The sequence below is a fragment of the Athalassotoga saccharophila genome (assembly GCF_009936215.1).
Lineage (GTDB): Bacteria > Thermotogota > Thermotogae > Mesoaciditogales > Mesoaciditogaceae > Athalassotoga > Athalassotoga saccharophila.
Genome location: NZ_AP019551.1, coordinates 841,341 through 860,146 on the forward strand (window position 1 = coordinate 841,341; position 18,806 = coordinate 860,146).

Sequence of the window (18,806 nt, forward strand, 5' to 3'; positions counted from 1 at the left end):
TCTCACCTCATATCGTAAGGGCCGTTTTCGAACCTTGCGAGGCCTTTTCCACAAGAGATGGCACATCTATTATAAGGGCTATCGAACCATTACCAAGAATCGCACCGCCGCTAAACTCCCTTGTGTCCTTGAAGAATTTCCCAAGGGCCTTTATGACTATATCCTGCTGTCTTATCAGTCTGTCGACTATAAGACCGTATTTCTTTCCCTTGTATTTCGCTACCACCAATTCGGCACGAGAATTAGAAACTATTTCTCCTCCGAAGTATTCTCTCATGTCTATCAAAGGAACGAGTTCATTCCTGACTATGGCCGTTTTCATCCCTTCGAGATCTTTTAATTCCTCTGACTTAATAGAGAGCGTGCTGTCTATCACAGAAATCGGTATCGCGTATATCTGTTTGCATATTTCTACGAGCAAAACCTGAATTATCGAAAGAGTTAGCGGCAATCTTATCGTTACTTTTGATCCTTTTTTCTCCACACTTTCAAGGTATACCGAACCATTCAACGATTCGACAACATTCTTGACTACATCCATCCCTACTCCACGGCCGGAGACTTCAGTTGAAACGTCATTCGTTGAAAAGCCCGGTAAGAATGTGATGTTTAGTATTTCTTCGGTTGTCATTTTGGCGGCTTCGTATTCCTGAACTATGCCTTTCTCTATGGCCTTCTTTAATATCTTGTCTTTGTCAAATCCTCTTCCATCGTCCGAAACTTCGATTATGACGCTGTCTCCCTCCTGATGGGCAGAAAGTTTGATAGTCCCAACCGGAGGTTTTCCGAGATTTATCCTTTCTTCTTCGCTTTCTATTCCGTGATCTATCGCGTTTCTTATAAGATGCGTTAAAGGCTCGCCTATTTCGTCAGCGACAGTCCTGTCGAGTTCTGTCTCCTCTCCTTCTATTATTAATTCGACCTTTTTGTTCATCGATTTGGATAGATCTCTGACTGTCCTTGGAAATCTCTCGAATACAAAAGAGACCGGTATCATTCTTATCTTCATCACCGTGCTTTGAAGGTCGAGGGTTATTCTCGAAAGTTGTGAAAGGCTCTCATCCATTTCTTTTATTCTGTACTGTTTGAGAGTTTCTTCTATTCTGCTTCTCGATATCACCAATTCAGCCATTAAATTCATCAAAGAGTCGAGCTTTTCAACGTCAACCCTTACACTTTTCGCCAGTTTCGCCCTTCTTTTTTCATTTTCATTTTGTATCTGAGTATCGCTTTTCTCTGGCTCTATCTTGGACGTAGGAACTTCTTTCTTTTCTTCCTTTTTCATCTGGAATTTCTCTATGGAAACATTCTCTATCTCCGAGACATTCGATATACTCTCTCTCATCTCGGCAAGAGATCTTTTCGTTATTACCACGAGTTTAACCCTTCTGTCAAAGTTTTCTTTCTCTATGTCCTCAACAGATGGATCTGAATATATTATCTGACTTCCGTCTTCCTCTATTCTTTTGAAGACTATGTACATCCTTGCAGATTTCATAGTCGCATCTTTTATCAAATCTATCGTTATTTGCTGCACATCGAATCCATTTTGAATCGCGTTTTTTGCGACATCAAAGACGGAATCCGGAATCACTGCCTCTGATTTTGGATTTTCGACAGGTTGCGCGTTATCGATTACCTTCCCATCTTTTTCGACGGGCGAATCGTCTCCGCCCTTTTCTATGTTTTCTATGGCCTCGTTAAGCCTGTCAAGGCCGCTTAAAAGTTCGTCTATCAAAGATTCGTCGACGCGTTTTTTCCCGGATCTTACCTCGTCAAGTTTGCTCTCGAGAGTATGACAAAGTTTTGACATCCTTTGAAATCCCATGGTCGCGGAAGTCCCTTTGAGCGTGTGCATAAGCCTGAAGATCTCGTCAATCGCATTTTTTGATTCTGGATTTGATTCAAGTTCGAGAATCGAGTCATTGAGAGATTGAATATTCTCCTTTGATTCCTCGACAAATATACCGAGATACTGACTCATGTCTATGGCCATCTATCTCCCTCTTTTCAGAGTAAAATTCTGGTGGAGGCGATGGGAATCGAACCCACGTCCGAAATACTTGCCCTGCGAGCATCTCCGAGCGCAGCCTGTGTTTGCTCTCACCGAATGGACCGCACAGGCACGGATCATCCGGCAAAGTTCTCTAAATCTACCCGCACGGGCGAGAACGAACCCGTACAGGGAAGCCCGGATCTTTGACGCCCTTCTGTGTCCCTCCGGACGAAAGACACAGGGGCGGCTGCTTATCTATTAAGCAGCGAGTGCGTATTCAGGATTGACGTTTATTGTCATTTCCCGCCTTTTTCACGGGAAGGCAGGCACTCCCGGCTCGCTTCTCGCAAAACAAATATCCCGTCGAAACCATTTCGCCCCCTTATTCCTTTATGATTATACCAAATAAATTTCAAAAACTATACATTTGTATAAAATAAGTGGATAGCATGACGTGGCAGGTAGAATAAAATTGAGAATTAAAAATGGACAATCGAAAATCTTTACTCTCAACTTTCACTAAAAAAACAAAGGGCAATTTGCCCTTTACATTTTGGAGCAGGTGATGGGACTTGAACCCATGACCTCCGCCTTACCAAGGCGGCGCTCTACCGGTTGAAGCTACACCTGCCATTCTTCTGGAGCGGGAAACGGGGATTGAACCCGCGACCTTCTGCTTGGCAAGCAGGCGCTCTACCACTGAGCTATTCCCGCATAACTGTTTGTTGGTGCGAGAGGTGGGACTTGAACCCACACGGTTTTACCCACTGGATCCTAAGTCCAGCGCGTCTGCCAGTTCCGCCACCCTCGCCCTTCATACTGACCCGTGCGGGATTCGAACCCGCGGCCCCTTGATTAAAAGTCAAGTGCTCTACCGGCTGAGCTAACAGGTCTTTATCAAAGACACAAAGAAATTTTATCATACAACGATATCAATGTCAAGTATTGCCGCTTTCTATCTCATCCATTCCATCCCTTATATATGCCCATGTCATATTTGGCGTATTGTGATATATCCCAACATTCCCATTTCTATCGACAACTATTATCCCCGCATCCGTTCCTATGACGTTATCAAGGCAATTTATCGCGGCCTCTGCCGCATGCTGAGCATCGAGACCATCGCGTATAAAATCAAGTGCTGTTTTCGTAAGAAGAATTCTCATCATGCCCTCTCCGAGTCCAGTCGAAGAGGCGGCCCCATAAGGAGTGGCATAGGTACCGGCACCCGGAATAGGTGTATCTCCGACTCTTCCTAAGAGTTTCAAAAAGACCCCGCCCGTTGATGTGGCGGCTGCAGTTTCTCCGTGAGAATCAATTGCGACGGCACCAACGGTACCATGCAGAAATTCAGGATGTTCTTTGAAAAGTTCTCTCAATTTTGGCCAGTCCCTGTAATTTCCATTTATAAAGTCCTTTCTGTATTTTTCCCATTGCGATCTTCTCTGTTCAGTTATCGGATCGTGAAATTCAAATCCCATCAACTTTGCGAAATCATTTGCGCCCTGTCCTGCCAAAAGCACATGATCTGTTTTTTCCATGACAAGTCTTGCGAGACTTATAGGATGACGGATATTTTTCACCCCGGCAACGGCTCCGAAATCGAGATTGGGACCATAGGCTATGGCTGCGTCCATTTCAACCTCGCCTTCAAATGTCAAAACAGCACCTGTGCCCGCGTTGAAGATCGGGTTATCTTCCATCACCTTTACTGCCGCCTCAACGGCATCCATCGCACTTCCACCACTTTTAAGAATTTCCACACCCGCTTTTACCGCTTCTTTGGCTCCGCGGGTATGCTCATCAAAGGTATTCTCCTGAATCTTTCCAGCACCGCCATGAACGAGTAATGTGTACAAATTGCTCCCTCCTTATATTTTTCTTTGAGCGAACTCGTCTATTGAATTTTGCATTTCTCTTAACTCTTCGAGGTCGTGTTCTGACTTTTTTATCTTTTTCAAATTTTCAAGAGATTTTTTCTCCATGTAGATTTTGACATATTCTTTTCTCATTTCAATGAGTTTGTCCTCTGTTTTGGCAATTTCTAAGGTAAGATTCTTTCTCTTTACGTAGAGCGATTGGATATAATTTATCCATTGCTTAAGATCGCTTATTGTCATACCCTTTTCCATCGAATCCTGAGAGGATTTAATCTCGTTATCGAGAGAGGCCATCTCTTTTTTCAAGGCATTTATCTTGTTTGAAATCTTTAGGATCTCGATCTTCAAAATTTCGATCTCGGAGATCTTCAAATCGAGCAACTTTTGCAATGAGAAATAAAACGCTTTCACGATTTTATTACCTCTAATATCTTTGAAATAAGATTAGGATTGGCCACAACGATTGTCTTTCCGTATATGGAAAATTCCTCTCCTATACCAATGACAGATGCGCCCGCTTCTTTTGCTATGAGTGAACCTGCCGCGACGTCCCATGGCTTGAGACAGTACTCCCAAAAGCCATCTATTCTTCCATTTGCGACGTAACATTGATCGAGAACGGCGCTTCCGAAAACCCTTATTGCTCTAACTTTTCCAAAAAAAGCACTGTAATTCCTAAGTACTACATCCCTGTATTCTGTCGCACTGTACTGGTAGCCTGTGTTAAGGATTGCATCTGTGAGTTCCGAAGTTTCATTTACCTTTATCTTTTCGCCATTCATAAAAGCGCCATTTCCTTTCACCGCTTCGTAAAGTTCATCCATATACGGATCGTACACAACGCCTATCAGAGGATCATCGTTAACAACGTAGGATATGGAAACGCAAAAATGAGGTATACCTTTCGAAAAATTTGTGGTTCCATCGATTGGATCTACTATCCATATCTTTCCATTCTTTCCTTTTTTATCCTCGCCGGTTTCTTCACCCAGCACCGTTTCATCATCAAAAGCCTTTTCTATTTCGTATTTCACTATTTTTTCGACGGCCACATCGGCATCGGTAACAACATCGTAAAATCCACTCTTCAAATGAGTCCATCCTAAATTTCCAATCTTTTTCTTTGCAACAAGTCCAGCCTCTCGCGCAAGCCCTTTTGCAAAGTCGAGTTTAATAAGCGTTTCTTTGTCCATTTATCTTACCTTCCTTAAGGTTATTCCCTTCATTGATTCGAGCAATTCCATTAATCTTGAAAATGCGCTGTCTATTTCCTGATCGGAAAGAGTCTTTTTGACTGAATTGTATGTAACTCTTATAGTTATACTGTAAGAGTCCTGAGGTACACCCTTGCCCGTGTAAAGGTCTACAACCCTTACATCTTGAACATACTCTGAAGAATTGCGCGCCGTTTTAAATATCTCTGCGGCTCTGATCTCACCTTTTTTGACGAACATGGAAAGGTCCTTGAATGAAGATGGATATTGTGAATAACTTTCGTACCTGAAAGGTCTTAGATTTTTGAATATCTCTTCAATCTTCAATTCTGCCACATAAATTGGCGTGTCCACATCGAAAAATTCATTTACCTTCTCACTTATCTGCCCGATGATGCCTATCTTTTTGCCATTTAGAAGTATTCTTCCACATCTCCCATTTTCGAATCCCGCCATATCTTCATTTGAAAATTCAAAATCGATGTGCATATTTTTGAATATGGACTCTATTTCACCTTTAAAAATGAGAAGATCCTCATATCTTTTATCGGTGTAATCAAAAGTACTTACGGCGCCAGTCGCCGCAAAACTTATTCTCTCCTCTTCTTTTTCTTCAAATGCTTTTCCTATCTCAAAGAACTTCACGTTGTTTTCTTGATGCTTTACGTTGTAAGAAAGAGAATCTATGAGATTGAAGATCAAAGAAGATCTCATCAAAGACATCTCAGGCGAGACGGGATTTAAAAGTTTAGGCCCTCTTTTGAAGGTATCTCCGAAGAGTTCCTCAACCTTTGGATCTGAAAATGAATAATTCACATTTTCAAAATACCCGCATGAAGTAGAGAGAGTTCTCAATTTGTTTTTGAATTCCCACCATGAATTGGATTCACCCTTTACAAATGGCATTGACATCACAGAAGGAATGGCATCAAGGCCGTGAATCCTTGCGAATTCTTCAACAAGGTCGACATCTTGATTTATGTCCGGTCTGAATGTTGGCACAATGCATTCCCATCCATTGCCATTTTGGGAGACTTTAATTCCGAGATAATCGAAGATCTCTTCCACTTCATTTTCATTGGGGGTAAAGGACATGTAGGATGATAATTTTTCTCTTGAGATAAAGACCTTTTTTGACTTTACTTCGGTCGGGTATACATCGACTATGCCATCTATCTTTCCGCCGCTTATTGAAATAACCATCTGCGCAATTCTCTTTGCGACATCAAATGTATCATTTGGATCAACACCTCTTTCAAATCTGTATGAGGCGTCCGTTGAAAGGTTTATCTTTCTCGATGTTTTTCTTGTGTTAACCGGATCAAAGGTTGCGATCTCGATGAGGATATCCTTTGTCTGCAGAGAAATTCCAGAGTATTTCCCCCCCATAACTCCGCCAAGGGCGAGTATATTTTCACCATCGGTTATAAGGGTCTCTCCACCATTCAGCGTGTACTCCTTTGAATTGAGTGCGACGAACTTTTCGCCGCCCTTTGCGTCTTTTACCACTATGCGCGAATTTACTTTCTCAAGGTCAAACGCGTGAACGGGATGTCCGAATTCCATCATTACATAATTCGTTATATCTGTTACGTTGTTTATCGATCTCAATCCAACAGATGAAAGCCTTCTTTTAAGCCACAAAGGAGAATCTTTTACCGTAACTCCCTTTATCGTTAAGGCTACATACCTCAGACATTTATCCGTTTCTATCAAGACTGGAAAATCGCCCTGTTGAAAATCTACAGAAGGCTTCGGAATTTTAAATTTGGTTCTTCTTACGGCAGAGAGTTCCCTCGCAATCCCTATGTGGGAAAGACAGTCAGGTCTATTTGGGGTTATCTCGAGTTCGAAAACCGTCTGTTCGAGATCGAGAAGTTTTTTGATATCAACTCCTACTTCGACTGGCTTTTCAAATTTGAAGATGCCTTCCGAATGGGCTTCGAGTCCAAGTTCTTGCAAAGAAAAAGCCATCCCGTCTGTTTTAACGCCTCTTATTTCCAGCGGTTCGACAACATGGCCATTTACGTCAGATGCTTTTTGGCAACTTCCAAAGGCTATAAAATCTCCTTCCGATACGGTTTTATCCGAAGTTATTATCGTGTGCAATCCATTTCCATCATCTACCCTGCAGACGATCAAATTATCGGCATTTGGATGGGCTTTTCTTTCGACAACCTTTGCGGAAAAGACGGCATTTATTCTTTCGAAAGGCCTTTCTATTTCCTCCACCTCGCTACCAGAGAGCGTCAAATCTTCGGCAAGACGTTCGATATCCTTACCGGTATCAATGTAATCGTTAAGCCATTCTATCGATATTTTCAAGATTTATCACCTTTTTCAAAATAGCCTTAAAAACTTAAGTGAGTTGCGCGGAAATTCTCTTATATCATTTATTCCATACTTGAGCATTGCGATTCTCTCTATTCCCATTCCGAAGGCAAAGCCCTGCCATTTGTCTGGATCTATCCCGACATTTCTTAAAACATTTGGATGGACCATGCCGGCGCCGAGTATCTCAAGCCATTCCTTTTTCCCTCCAAAAGAAACATCGACCTCGACGCTTGGTTCTGTGAATGGAAAATAATGTGGCCTAAATCTTATTTTTTTGTCCTCTCCAAGAAGAGACTTTATTGCATTCTCGAGGGTTCCCTTTAGATCTGCCATTGAAATCTTTTGGTCTATTGCAAGGCCCTCTATCTGGAAAAAGGATGGAAGATGAGTGGCATCGTAATCATTTCTATAAACTCTACCGGCCGAAACGATTCTGAGAGGAGGTTTCCTTCTCTCCATCGTTCTGACCTGAACTGGTGAGGTATGTGTTCTAAGAAGTATCGAATCGGTTATGTAAAATGTATCGTGAAGATCCCTTGCAGGGTGCCACTCGGGAGTATTTAAGGCTTCAAAATTGTAGTAAACATTTTCCATTTCAGGTCCTTCGACAACGTCAAATCCCATCTTTGAAAACACGCTTACACATTCATTTATAACCTGATTTATAACGTGTATCTTTCCATTTTCCCTCAATGGGCCGGGAATTGTCAGATCGATGTATTTTTGAAATGCCTTCGATCTTTCTTCTATTTCTCTTAGGAGAATCATTCTTTCGGAAAGAAACTTGTTTGCTTTTTCCTTAAGATCGTTCACATCCTTTCCGAACTTTGATCGTTCTTCGATAGGCATTTCGGGGATTTTTTTCATTAAAGAAGTTATAATCCCATTTCTTCCCATGATCTCTACTCTTATCTTTTCAAGTTCATCGATACTTTTGGCATTTTCAATCTTACTTTTGATTTGATCGAAAAGAGTTTTGAATTCTTCCATTTTCTACCTCCCAAACATATTCAATTTTATCACAATCGATTTTTGTTTGTACACGTGCGTGTAAAGTTATGGGGTCAAAATATGCCAAAAAAATTCAAGTTCCGTACTCGATCCGGCATGCGATTTTGTACATAGCGCATAGCATGTAGCATTTTGTTTTCGTATACCCTATAGGGTATAATTTAAAAAACGAAAGGAGGCCATCTTTTGACCCCTATAGTTGTGAATACGCAAATATCTTACTGGTCTGCCTTTGTCGGCGGGTTATTGGGTTTCTTTTCTCCGTGCATCTTCCCGATCCTGCCGGGTTTTCTGGCTTTTCTTGTCTCATCGCAGAAAAGAGGAGGGGCCATTTCCAAGGCAGTCGCATTTTCAATAGGACTTTCGATAATCTTCGTTATTCTTGGACTCGCAACCGGTACATTTGGAACTTTTCTGACGACTTACAAAAGATATGTCGAGATCATAGGCGGAATAATCGTCATAATATTCGGCATCAGTTATACAGGTCTTTTTACCCTTCCTTTTTTTGAAAAGGGAATTTACATACCATTCAAAAGAGATGTCGATAGTTTCTGGAACGCTTTACTTTTTGGAATCGTTACGGCCTTTGCGTGGACACCTTGCATCGGTCCCGCCCTTGGAACGATCTTGACCATAGCGGCAACAGGTAACACACTCTCTGGCGGGATTCTGCTTGCGATATTCTCTGCGGGCCTTGTTATACCTTTGATCCTTTCTTCCATCTTGATAGAAATCGTGAACAAAATTGTCGGATTTATCGTCAAATATCAAAAAGCGATAAATGTAATTGGAGGTATAGTACTTGTCCTGTTCGGCATTTTGATGATCTGGGGAAAGTTAACGATCTTCAGTTAAAGGAGGAATTTATGAAAAAAGTTTTAATTTTACCTCTTTTTGTATTTTTCTCATTCAGCGCTTTTGCCTACCCTCTGAACAGCGTCCTTTTAAAGAATTTCAACACGGTTATGACTCTTGCGCGTTATGAACAGAAAGATGCGATAATAGTCTTTTCAGATCCTTCATGTTTCTATTGCAACAAATTGAAAAATGACACACTTTCAAATCTACAGGTCCAGCAATTTCTCTCCAACAATTTTTTAATAGGCGAGATATACGCGACAAATGAGAAGGCCAATTTCGAGGGAAATGTCTACACCTATTCCGATCTCTTTCAGGGCTTTAGAGTTACAGGTACACCAACCCTTGTATTCTTTACCTCTGGAGGGACGCCTCTGACATATCTGCCTGGATATCTCGGACCTTCTGATTTCATAAAGGTCTTGCAATACGTAGCGCTTGGGGCATACGCAAAGAATGTCGATTTCGGAACCTTTTCCAAAACCCCAAATAATTTCGTTGGAACGCCAACGGTTATTTCCATAACACAGGATGAGGCAAATTACATTTTGCAAAACGATCCAATGGCAAAGCAGATCGATTCCTACCCCGGGAAAGACGCAGACCATTTTCTTAAATACGTCATATTCGGAAAAGATGCCACATCGATAGCGAATAAGATGTTAAATGATGGATTTTACAACATCTACGTTGTAGGATGATAGGATATCTAAAACCTGATTTAGACGAGTTAAAAGTAAAGGAGTTGAAACTTTACAACTCTTATTATTGTGGAATTTGCACATCCATATCAAAAAAATATGGTCCATTTTCCCGTTTGCTTTTAAGTTACGATGCCGTTTTCTTTTCCATTCTTTCAGACGTTAAAAATGGTAAGATCGAATTCGGCAATTCAAGATGCCCTCTTCCTCCATTTCAGAAAAAAAGAATCGTAAAGAGTGAGGGTGTGTCATTTGGAACTGAAATATCTAAATTCTTCTCCGAGTTGAAAATAGAAGATTTCAAAAGAGATTCAAGGGGAATAAAACATTTTTTATCTTTTTTTCTTCTGAACTTGAAATCGAAGATTTTCAAAGAGATCGGAAGTCCGTACATTAAAGAGTTGTACTTTTATGAACTCACAAGAGAACCAAATCCCGAAAAGATGGCAGAAATTTTCGGAAATTTTTCACGATCGCTATCTCAATCTATTGAGAATTTAAAAAATGCCTCCACGATGATATACCTTATCGGGAAATGGGTGTATCTTGCAGATGCACTCGACGATCTTGAGAAAGACTTTAAGGGTGGAAATTACAATCCATTTCTTGAAAAGTACAAAGATATTTTTGAGATAACTGGATTTTTTGATAAAATAAGGGAGAGGGAAAGGACTTCTCTTGTTTTTCTCGTTTCGAGGATCCAAGAAGAGTACATGAAGTTGAATTTGGAAAATTTTGCCGGTAAACCTTTGATAGAAAATGTGATCTTCTACGGACTTCCGAAGGTAAATAAAAAGATCATAGAAAAGAAGGATGAAAAAATTGAAAGATCCATATGAAGTGCTTGGAGTTAGAAGAGACGCGACAAAAGAGGAGATACGGGAGGCTTACAGGGATCTCATAAAGAGATACCATCCCGATCAATTCCACAACAATCCAGACATGAAGGCTCTTGCCGAGGAAAAGATAAAAGAGGTAAATGAGGCGTATAAATATATCCTCGATCATTTCGATGATCCCAAAGAATCGTCTAATTCTTCCGGGGATGAGGAGATCTTTAAAATGGCCCGTCAGAAGATAGACTCTGGCGATTATTACGGCGCACAGGATCTGCTCGTAAAGGTTGAAGACAAATCAAAGCCGGAATGGTATTTTTTGAGCGGCCTCATATATTTCAAACAAGGATGGTACGACAAGGCCGAAAGTTATTTGAAGTTTGCGCACGAGGCCGACCCATCTAACAAAGAATACGAAGAAGTTTACAAGCAATGCCTTAGGGCCGGAAAGATGAATTACGATCCAACCGGTCCTGTCAATCAGGGCGGAATGAATGAAGAAACCGCGACATGTTTAAGTTGCTGTGCAACCCTTGCCTGTATGGATATATGTTGCCATTGCATGGGAGGCATATGAGATCAAAAGAAATAGCCTTTGGTTCCATTTATTCGGCGATATCTTTGATTTTGATCGTCATTTCATTTTTCTTTGCCAATGATCTTTTCTTTTTGATGGCTGCCTCTCTTCCTTTGATAATGCTTGTCGATCAATTCGGAAGAAAGATTGCGATTCTGGCCTACGCCGTCATATCTACAGTTGCCTTTTTGTTCTTCCCGCTCCAGATCTCATCAATGGCTTTCATAATCATCTTTGGACCATTCGCGATTTTAAGATCTCTTTTTACAGGAAAAAAAGCCTTTTTTTTGAATTTTATCGTACTTATTGGATTGAGTCTGATCTTCTATCTTTTGATGGTAAATCTTATAAAAATAAACCTGAAATACACTATTCCTTACATGTTATTCGCCATTTTAATGCTTTTAATTTACGAGTTATTTTGTGAGTATTTTTTAAGATGGTTTAAAAATTTGAAAAAGAGGTTTTGAATGCCTTATGATTCGTTTTTAGTCTCAAAACTTGTCAGAGAAATTGAGACTCCAGTTTATTTAACCGGTATATACGACGTTAACAGTCATTCCATCTTGATCTCTTTGCAAAAGCGGGATCTTCTTATAGATGCAGGAAACTGGCCACATTTCAGGTTCACAAAGATCGTCATAGAAAAGGACAGGAACCCTTCTGCCTTTGTCTCTTTCGCGAGATCTAAACTCAAAGGAGCCATCCTTTCGCGAGTCGATCAGATCGATTTTGACAGATTTGTGAAGTTCGATTTCGAGGTTAAAAATCTCATCGGAGAAATAGAAAGATTTGAAATGTATCACGAAGCAATGGGAAGTTTTGGAAATATCGTGCTTGTGAAGGATGGAAAGATTCTTATCTCCTTTAGAAATGTTTTGTCAGTCAAAAGAGTCGTAACTGCCGGAAAGGATTACCTTATCCCTGCCGATTCCCGGATTGATCCGTTAGATGTGAATGAAGATCTGTTCATCAATTCAAAGGGAAGGCTCGATCAAATCCTTGTTTCAAACGTTAAAGGATTTTCAAAAAAAACGGCCCTCGAACTTTGCAGAATCGCGAATTTGAGTTTCGATACTCCCGTTGAATCTTTGAAGATAGATGAGATAAAAAAAATCATTCTCGGTATAAAAGAGATGGTAAAGGCATTGGATGATAATCATTCGTATCTCTCGATCGAATCCGGCATTCCGAAGGATGTCTACGCATACAGACCTTACGGCAATTATGAAACATTCGAAAGTCCGTCAGAGGCGATAGAAAAATTACTTACCTTTCAAAGAGAAGAGAGCCCTTTACTCAAGAAAGATAGACTTTTAAAGACGGTAAGGGGACTTTTGGAAAAAAACGAAGAGATACTCAAGAAAATAAATGAAGAATTGAAAATAACCGAAAGTGCCGGTGAATTCAAAAAGTACGGTGAACTCATAATATACAATATGTATTCTCTTCCCAAAAAAGCCGATCAGATCAAGGTATTTGACTGGGAAAGTGGAAAAGAGATCCTGATAAGTTTGGATCCGAGAAAGGACCTTGCGGAGAATGCACAGCATTTCTTCTCGATTTACAACCGCTTAAAGGGAAAGGTGAGTGGGATTGAGGAAAGGAAAAGGTTAATAGAAAAAAGAATAGAAAATCTCGATCAGATAAAGTACGAGATAGAAAATGCGAATGACAAAGTAGAACTTGATGAGATAGAAAGGGAACTCTCACTTTTCAATTACATAAAAACACGGAAAAGCAAAATTTTGCAGGAATCAAAACCACTTGAATACGAAAAAGATGGATTTAAAATAGTCGTTGGCAAGAACAACATCCAAAATGACAGGATCACCCGCCAAGCCTCACCAGACGATATGTGGTTTCATGTCAGGGAAGCGCCCGGTGCCCATGTCATTCTATTGACTGGGAAAAGAACCCCTCCCGAGGACATGGTGAATTTTGCAGCATCGCTTGCGGCCGGCCATTCGAAATACAGAAATGAAGCGTGGGTCGATGTCGATTATACCTACGTAAGGCACGTAAAAAAACCAAAAGGCGCAAAACCCGGATTTGTTATTTACAAAAACTTCAAAACTATTCGCGTAAAACCAATCGTTTGATTCTAAATTTCAATCAAAAGCGCTTCAAATGGTCTTAGGTATGGAAGTTCTGCATTTCCGTAATTGTCGAGGATGACTTTCCCGCCATTCCAGTTTATCTTTACACTTTCGGAAGAGAAGTTCATTATAACGACGACTGGCTTTTCTCCGTTTCTTTTGTATGATAAAATTCTATCATCCAGATCGATTATTTCGAAAGTTCCGATTCTTAAAGAATCGTGATTTTTCCTTTCGAAGATCAATTTTTTGTAAAAGTTAAGCACCGAGTTTTTGTCTTTCATTTCGTCTTCAACATTTACTAAAGACTTATTTTCATTTACCGGTAGCCACGGCTCAACTTCAGAAAATCCCCCGTATTTTGATGAATCCCACTGCATCGGCGTTCTTGCCGGATCACGTCCGGGCTTTGGCCACAATGCCTTTCCCCAAGGGTCCATGACTCGATCCTTTGGAATGTAGGTGTCTTCCATTCCCAATTCCTCTCCGTAATATATGAATGGAGTTCCGCGAAGTGTCAAAAGCAAAGTCGCAAAGAGTTTCGATATTCTCTTTTTGTCTTCGTAATTCACGTTAAGACCCTCTATCATTCTTGTCAGAATTCTTCTGTTATCGTGATTTCCCGTTACATAACTTGGCCATGCACGATTGCCAAAGAAGGTATCGAGTGTCTCCACGAGGGATCTTATGTTTTTAGCGTTCATCGAAAGTTTTTCGAGAAAGTCTATGTTGAAGGCTATGTTGAACCTTCCCTGAATTGTAAAAAGCAGGTAAAGGCACAACCCCATGTCAGAGGATATTTCTCCAACACTCGCGCGGTTATCGTATTTATTCATGAATTTGACTATATTTTCAACTTCCATCAAAGTTTCGGGCCTTGCGGTGAAAGGATCCCAGTAATACTCGTCTCGCGAACTTTGAAATAGACTTTTCTTTATCTGTGGCCCTTTTTTTGCATTTATGTCTAACGCTTTGTAAAAGTGGGAGGCCGCATCGAACCTAAAGCCATCAACGCCCATATCAAGCCAGAATTTCATCGAATCGTAAATGGCCTTTCTTACCTCCTCATTTCTCCAATTTAGATCTGGCTGTTCCTTTGCAAAAAGATGGAGATAATACTGTTTTCTGTTTTCATCCCATGTCCAGACGCTTTCTTCTCCGCTACCTGAGAAAAGCGAGACCCAGTTATTTGGCAATTCTCCATTGGGTTTTGGATCTCTCCATATGTACCAATCTGCTTTCGGATTGTCCCTTGATTTTCTGGACTCAACGAACCATGGATGTTTGTCAGATGTATGGTTGTAGACTTGATCTATTATTATCTTTATATTCCTCTTATGGGCCTGATCTATCAAAGATTTGAAATCTTCTATATTTCCGAAGATAGGATCGACAGAGGTGTAATCACTTATGTCATATCCAAAATCGACCATTGGCGATTTGAAAAATGGACATATCCATATCGCGTCTATTCCAAGATATTCAAAGTAATCCAACTTTTCTTTTATTCCATTTAGATCTCCTATTCCATCTCCATTTGAATCTTTAAAACTTCTTGGATATATCTGGTAAAAGACTCCCTCTCTCCACCATTCCATCAAGATCTCCTCCATAGGAAAATGATCTCAGATATCAAAAAGCCTATCGATATCCATAATATCATATCTCCAAATTTATCGTAAAATGTTTTTACATCATTTGGATAAAGATCGAAGACGGCGGCAATTTTTTGGTGGGCCGGAAGTTCTTCGATTATCTGACCGTAAGGGTTGATAAGGCCGGTGATTCCGGTGTCTGCAACCTGGACTACCCACTTTCTATTCTCGACTGCCCTCATGACGCTCTGGGCAAAATGCTGGATAAGGGCCGTCCTTTGATCGAACCAACTATCGTCCGTTATTGTAACGATGAATTGGGCTCCTTTATTCGTGAACTTTCTCGATAACCATCCGAAATAACTTTCAAAACAAATATCGGTCGAAAAATTCACACCGTTCACTTTAAAAATCGTGAAATTCTCTCCGGGAGTGAAGAAATTCGCCAATTTCAAAAAGCCAAATACGCCAAAGATCTGGGGATATGGAAGAGTTTCAGTAAAAGGAACAAGAATATGCTTTGAATAGATAGATTTCAAACCATCTTTATCGAATAGACCAGCGGAGTTGTAAATCTTTCCATCTTTCGATGATGGGTAGCCTATAACGGCACTGACATTTTTTTCAGCCATCAAATTTTTTAGATCCGAGTATATCCAATTTCCGATCTCGCTTTCAAAGGTTCCCTCAGGGAAAAAGACGAGATTTGTCTTCGTGGAAATAGCGTCAATGCCCCATTCTACAACGTTGAAGATCTCATGAGGGCTCATTCGATACCTCTCAGAAACCGTTATATTTGGCTGGACAACCCCTACCGTTACGCCTTTTCCGGCAGGAGACTTTAACGTGTAGGGATATAAAAAGGATATAAAATATGTGGATCCAACGATAACGGATATCAACAGGACCATTTTGAAATCTTTTTTCCTCAAAAGGACGTAAAAAAGGTAATTTACAACGAAGATTATAAATGTTAGACCGAAGGTGCCGGTTATCGATACCAACTGCAATGTCCCGATCTGATCGTAGAGCGCATCAGAAAGCCTCGATCCTGTGAATCCCAACTGGCCGTAACCTCTCAGAAATTCAATTAGCACAAAGATCGATGCCATCGAAAGAACGTGAAGGGCGATAGAAATTTTCTTCGATCTCTTTTCAAAGAATGTGTAAAAAAGTCCAAAGACACCGAAAAAGATGCCTTCTATGATCGTAAAAAGTATAAAGGCTATAAAGCCATACACGGGTGGAAAATCGTTGAAGAGCGCTATATTTTTGACAAGGGTTGGCAAAAGCCAGTATGTCGAAATTCCCATGTAAAATATGCCAAAGATCCATCCAACAAAGAAAGATTTAGCAGAATTGATATTTTCGAAGGCAAAGAATAGTGGAACTATGCCAAACCATACAAAAACAGAAGATGCCATCCCGGGCATTGAGATGGCCGTAAGAAAGGCTGAAAAAATCGCAAGAATCAGTCTTTTTCTAAATCTGATTCCTCGAACTCTTTCTTGCAAGTTGGACAAAATAAGACCTCTGATCCCTTTTTCTTTTTGTAATAGAGCGTCTCGCCGTCATCGGGACACTTGTAATTTGAAGGCTCATACCAACTTATAAAATCACATGTTTTCGGATTATTCTCACATATAAAAAATGTTTTACCTTTCTTGCTTTTTCTTTCTAATACCTTTCCACCGCATTTCGGACATTTTCCACGCGCGTATTTGGGAATCGTTCTTGTGTAATCACATTCGGGATATCTGCTGCAAGATATGAATTCTCCGTACTTTCCAACTCTTTTTACAAGCGGAGCGCCGCACTTGGGACATTTTTCGTCAAGAAGTTCTGGCGTTGCCATTTCTATGTGAACCTTTTCTCCATTGTATTCTATCTTCGATCCAGACGGTATATTCATCTTGTGCGTACCTTCCTTTGATTCAAGGTATGGGCCATATCTGCCATATTTTAGGTACATGTACTCTCCATCCGGTCCTTTGATATCTGTTTCTATTGAAATGAAAGATTCCTTTAAATTGGATTTGACGGATTTCAAATTTTTTTCGAAATCTTCGTTGAATTCTTTCAGTATTTTTTGCCAGTCAGCCTTGCCGCTTTCTATGAGATCTAATTCTTCCTCCATTGAAGCCGTGAATTTGAGATCGACTATCTTTGGGAATTCTTTCGATAAAAATTCGCTCACAATTATGCCCAAAAATGTGGGAACGAGATTTTTTTTCTCCCTCTCGACGTACTTTCTGTCTATCAAAGTCTGGATTATCGTCGCGTACGTACTCGGCCTTCCTATTCCGACCGTTTCGAGTTTTTTAACAAGCGTCGCCTCTGTATACCTCGGAGGAGGTGATGTCATTTCCTCCGAAATCGATAAAGGATTTACCTCTATCCTTTGATCTATCTTTACATCTGGAAAATATTTTGTCTGTGCTTTTGTGTCTTCGACCTTTTCAAAACCATCGAAGATTCTCTTTTTGAACTCGACTACGAAGATTCCGCGATTTTTTTCATCGGATACGGTAACCGTTCTTTTTTTGTAGATCGAGTCTGCCATCTGTGAGGCTACAAACCTTTTCCAGATCATAGAATAAAGTGCAAAAAGATCCTTTGAGAGTTTTCCCTTTAAACTTTCCGGAGAGACTTCCACATACGTAGGCCTTATCGCCTCGTGAGCGTCCTGAGCATTATGAACGTTTTTGACGGATTTGCTTTCTCCGCAAAATTCCTTTCCCCAATTTTTTTGAATGTAATCTCTTGCGCTTTTCTTCGCGACGTCGGATATTCTGTACGAGTCCGTTCTCATATAGGTTATGAGTGCCACCGTTTCTCCGTCTATCTCAACCCCTTCGTAGAGTTGCTGGGCAAGTTTCATCGTTTTTGAAACGGGGAAATTTAGAATAGAAGAAGCACTTTGCTGAAGAGTGCTTGTCTTGAAAGGAAGAGGCGATTTTGTCTTTATCTCTTCTTCCTTAACATTTAAGACTTTGAATTTCGATCTTTTTAGATATTCAAAGGCTTCTTTTGCCTCTTTTTCATCTTTGAAAGGCTTTTTTTCAAGGTCTTGACCGTCGAAGGATTCAAGTTTTGTCTTTTCGTTGAAGATCTCCGCCTTTATTTCGTAATATTTTTGAGGCTTGAAGGCGATGATCTTCTTTTCCTGATCCACGAGTATTCTCAATGCGGCAGATTGTACACGGCCCGCGCTTAACTTTCCCTTGAATACTCTCCAAAGTAATGGGCTTATTTCGTATCCGACGATTCTATCGAGGATCCTTCTTGTAAGTTGGGAATTTACCATCTTTATGTCCACATTTCGTGGCTTTTTAACCGCTTCTTTTATGACATTTTCGGTAATTTCGTTGAATACTATTCTGTTTTTTTCATTCAAGGAAAGATCGAGAATGGATGCAAGATGCCATGCTATGGCTTCCCCTTCTCTATCGTTATCCGTTGCGAGTAAAACCTCTTTACCCTTTGAAAGAGATTTGAGTTCTTTGACGATCTTTTCCTTTCCCTCTATGATTTCGAATTCAGGTTCTATCTTTCCGTTTATCTTCACTCCGAATTTTGATTCTGGCAAATCTCTGACATGGCCTTGAGAAGAGGAAACTTCGTAATCTTTGCCCAAATATTTTTGAATCGTTTTGGCCTTCGCCGGAGATTCAACTATGACGAGTTTTTTTGTCATTTATT

At 40.4% G+C, this 18,806-nt stretch carries 15 protein-coding genes, 4 tRNA genes and 1 other RNA gene; 6 read left to right on the forward strand and 14 right to left on the reverse strand.

All coding sequences use genetic code 11. The annotated features are described in order from the left end of the window. Positions 1–7: 7 nt before the first annotated feature. From ATHSA_RS04245 to pheS, 11 genes are all read right to left on the reverse strand, one after another. Positions 8–1,996, reverse strand: a complete 1,989-nt coding sequence (locus ATHSA_RS04245; protein ID WP_197739231.1) for a chemotaxis protein CheA — start codon at positions 1,994–1,996, stop codon at positions 8–10. Between the two features lie 28 nt (positions 1,997–2,024). Next, positions 2,025–2,378: a transfer-messenger RNA gene (gene ssrA / locus ATHSA_RS04250) on the reverse strand. Between the two features lie 172 nt (positions 2,379–2,550). Continuing rightward, positions 2,551–2,627, reverse strand: a tRNA-Thr gene (locus tag ATHSA_RS04255). Positions 2,628–2,635: 8 nt separating this feature from the next. Next, a tRNA-Gly gene (locus ATHSA_RS04260) sits at positions 2,636–2,710 on the reverse strand. Between the two features lie 12 nt (positions 2,711–2,722). Next, a tRNA-Leu gene (locus ATHSA_RS04265) sits at positions 2,723–2,807 on the reverse strand. 9 nt (positions 2,808–2,816) lie between these two features. Further along, positions 2,817–2,889, reverse strand: a tRNA-Lys gene (locus ATHSA_RS04270). A 45-nt stretch (positions 2,890–2,934) separates the two neighbouring features. Beyond that, the gene (locus tag ATHSA_RS04275; RefSeq protein WP_161847909.1) at positions 2,935–3,855 is read right to left on the reverse strand and encodes an isoaspartyl peptidase/L-asparaginase family protein; all 921 of its coding nucleotides are present in this window, start codon (positions 3,853–3,855) and stop codon (positions 2,935–2,937) included. Between the two features lie 12 nt (positions 3,856–3,867). After that, the gene (gene fliJ / locus ATHSA_RS04280; protein ID WP_161847910.1) at positions 3,868–4,287 is read right to left on the reverse strand and encodes a flagellar export protein FliJ; all 420 of its coding nucleotides are present in this window, start codon (positions 4,285–4,287) and stop codon (positions 3,868–3,870) included. Further along, entirely contained in the window at positions 4,284–5,069 is a 786-nt protein-coding gene (locus ATHSA_RS04285) for an inositol monophosphatase family protein (protein WP_161847911.1), read from the reverse strand. The genes fliJ and ATHSA_RS04285 overlap by 4 nt, the downstream gene beginning before the upstream one ends. Then, the gene (gene pheT / locus ATHSA_RS04290; RefSeq protein ID WP_161847912.1) at positions 5,070–7,415 is read right to left on the reverse strand and encodes a phenylalanine--tRNA ligase subunit beta; all 2,346 of its coding nucleotides are present in this window, start codon (positions 7,413–7,415) and stop codon (positions 5,070–5,072) included. Between the two features lie 15 nt (positions 7,416–7,430). Further along, on the reverse strand, positions 7,431–8,414 hold the full coding sequence (gene pheS / locus ATHSA_RS04295; protein ID WP_161847913.1) for a phenylalanine--tRNA ligase subunit alpha: 984 nt from the start codon (positions 8,412–8,414) through the stop codon (positions 7,431–7,433). A gap of 207 nt (positions 8,415–8,621) precedes the next feature. Here pheS and ATHSA_RS04300 point away from each other — a divergent pair, with 207 nt between their 5' ends. Genes ATHSA_RS04300 through ATHSA_RS04325 form a run of 6 tightly spaced genes read left to right on the forward strand, consistent with a single transcriptional unit; the run spans position 8,622 to position 13,512 of the window. Beyond that, the gene (locus ATHSA_RS04300) at positions 8,622–9,293 is read left to right on the forward strand and encodes a cytochrome c biogenesis CcdA family protein (protein ID WP_161847914.1); all 672 of its coding nucleotides are present in this window, start codon (positions 8,622–8,624) and stop codon (positions 9,291–9,293) included. 11 nt (positions 9,294–9,304) lie between these two features. Next, positions 9,305–9,997 (forward strand): thioredoxin family protein, encoded by a 693-nt coding sequence (locus ATHSA_RS04305; protein WP_161847915.1) that lies wholly within the window; start codon positions 9,305–9,307, stop codon positions 9,995–9,997. After that, positions 9,994–10,836, forward strand: a complete 843-nt coding sequence (locus ATHSA_RS04310) for a DUF5685 family protein (protein ID WP_161847916.1) — start codon at positions 9,994–9,996, stop codon at positions 10,834–10,836. The genes ATHSA_RS04305 and ATHSA_RS04310 overlap by 4 nt, the downstream gene beginning before the upstream one ends. After that, positions 10,811–11,410 (forward strand): J domain-containing protein, encoded by a 600-nt coding sequence (locus ATHSA_RS04315; RefSeq protein ID WP_161847917.1) that lies wholly within the window; start codon positions 10,811–10,813, stop codon positions 11,408–11,410. Before ATHSA_RS04310 ends, ATHSA_RS04315 begins: the two co-directional genes overlap by 26 nt. Further along, positions 11,407–11,880, forward strand: coding sequence for a hypothetical protein (locus ATHSA_RS04320; RefSeq protein ID WP_161847918.1), 474 nt, complete (start codon positions 11,407–11,409; stop codon positions 11,878–11,880). The genes ATHSA_RS04315 and ATHSA_RS04320 overlap by 4 nt, the downstream gene beginning before the upstream one ends. After that, the gene (locus ATHSA_RS04325; RefSeq protein WP_161847919.1) at positions 11,881–13,512 is read left to right on the forward strand and encodes an Rqc2 family fibronectin-binding protein; all 1,632 of its coding nucleotides are present in this window, start codon (positions 11,881–11,883) and stop codon (positions 13,510–13,512) included. Between the two features lie 2 nt (positions 13,513–13,514). Here the strand turns inward: ATHSA_RS04325 and ATHSA_RS04330 are convergent, their stop codons facing one another. The 3 genes from ATHSA_RS04330 to topA are packed head-to-tail and all read right to left on the reverse strand — an operon-like array spanning position 13,515 to position 18,801. Further along, a complete protein-coding gene (locus ATHSA_RS04330; RefSeq protein ID WP_197739232.1) occupies positions 13,515–15,107 on the reverse strand; it encodes an alpha-amylase family glycosyl hydrolase in 1,593 nt (530 codons plus the stop codon). Further along, positions 15,107–16,627, reverse strand: a complete 1,521-nt coding sequence (gene lnt / locus ATHSA_RS04335; protein WP_161847921.1) for an apolipoprotein N-acyltransferase — start codon at positions 16,625–16,627, stop codon at positions 15,107–15,109. The genes ATHSA_RS04330 and lnt overlap by 1 nt, the downstream gene beginning before the upstream one ends. After that, positions 16,576–18,801, reverse strand: coding sequence for a type I DNA topoisomerase (gene topA / locus ATHSA_RS04340; RefSeq protein ID WP_161847922.1), 2,226 nt, complete (start codon positions 18,799–18,801; stop codon positions 16,576–16,578). The genes lnt and topA overlap by 52 nt, the downstream gene beginning before the upstream one ends. Between the last annotated feature and the right edge of the window lie 5 nt (positions 18,802–18,806).

Bases quoted from the DNA above. Each gene is read 5' to 3' on its own strand.
- ATHSA_RS04315 (WP_161847917.1), top strand. From the start codon at position 10,811: ATGAAAAAATTGAAAGATCCATATGAAGTGCTTGGAGTTAGAAGAGAC.
- ATHSA_RS04245 (WP_197739231.1), bottom strand. From the start codon at position 1,996: ATGGCCATAGACATGAGTCAGTATCTCGGTATATTTGTCGAGGAATCA.
- pheS (WP_161847913.1), bottom strand. From the start codon at position 8,414: ATGGAAGAATTCAAAACTCTTTTCGATCAAATCAAAAGTAAGATTGAA.
- ATHSA_RS04320 (WP_161847918.1), top strand. From the start codon at position 11,407: ATGAGATCAAAAGAAATAGCCTTTGGTTCCATTTATTCGGCGATATCT.
- ATHSA_RS04325 (WP_161847919.1), top strand. From the start codon at position 11,881: ATGCCTTATGATTCGTTTTTAGTCTCAAAACTTGTCAGAGAAATTGAG.
- ATHSA_RS04310 (WP_161847916.1), top strand. From the start codon at position 9,994: ATGATAGGATATCTAAAACCTGATTTAGACGAGTTAAAAGTAAAGGAG.
- topA (WP_161847922.1), bottom strand. From the start codon at position 18,801: ATGACAAAAAAACTCGTCATAGTTGAATCTCCGGCGAAGGCCAAAACG.
- ATHSA_RS04330 (WP_197739232.1), bottom strand. From the start codon at position 15,107: ATGGAATGGTGGAGAGAGGGAGTCTTTTACCAGATATATCCAAGAAGT.
- ATHSA_RS04285 (WP_161847911.1), bottom strand. From the start codon at position 5,069: ATGGACAAAGAAACGCTTATTAAACTCGACTTTGCAAAAGGGCTTGCG.
- ATHSA_RS04305 (WP_161847915.1), top strand. From the start codon at position 9,305: ATGAAAAAAGTTTTAATTTTACCTCTTTTTGTATTTTTCTCATTCAGC.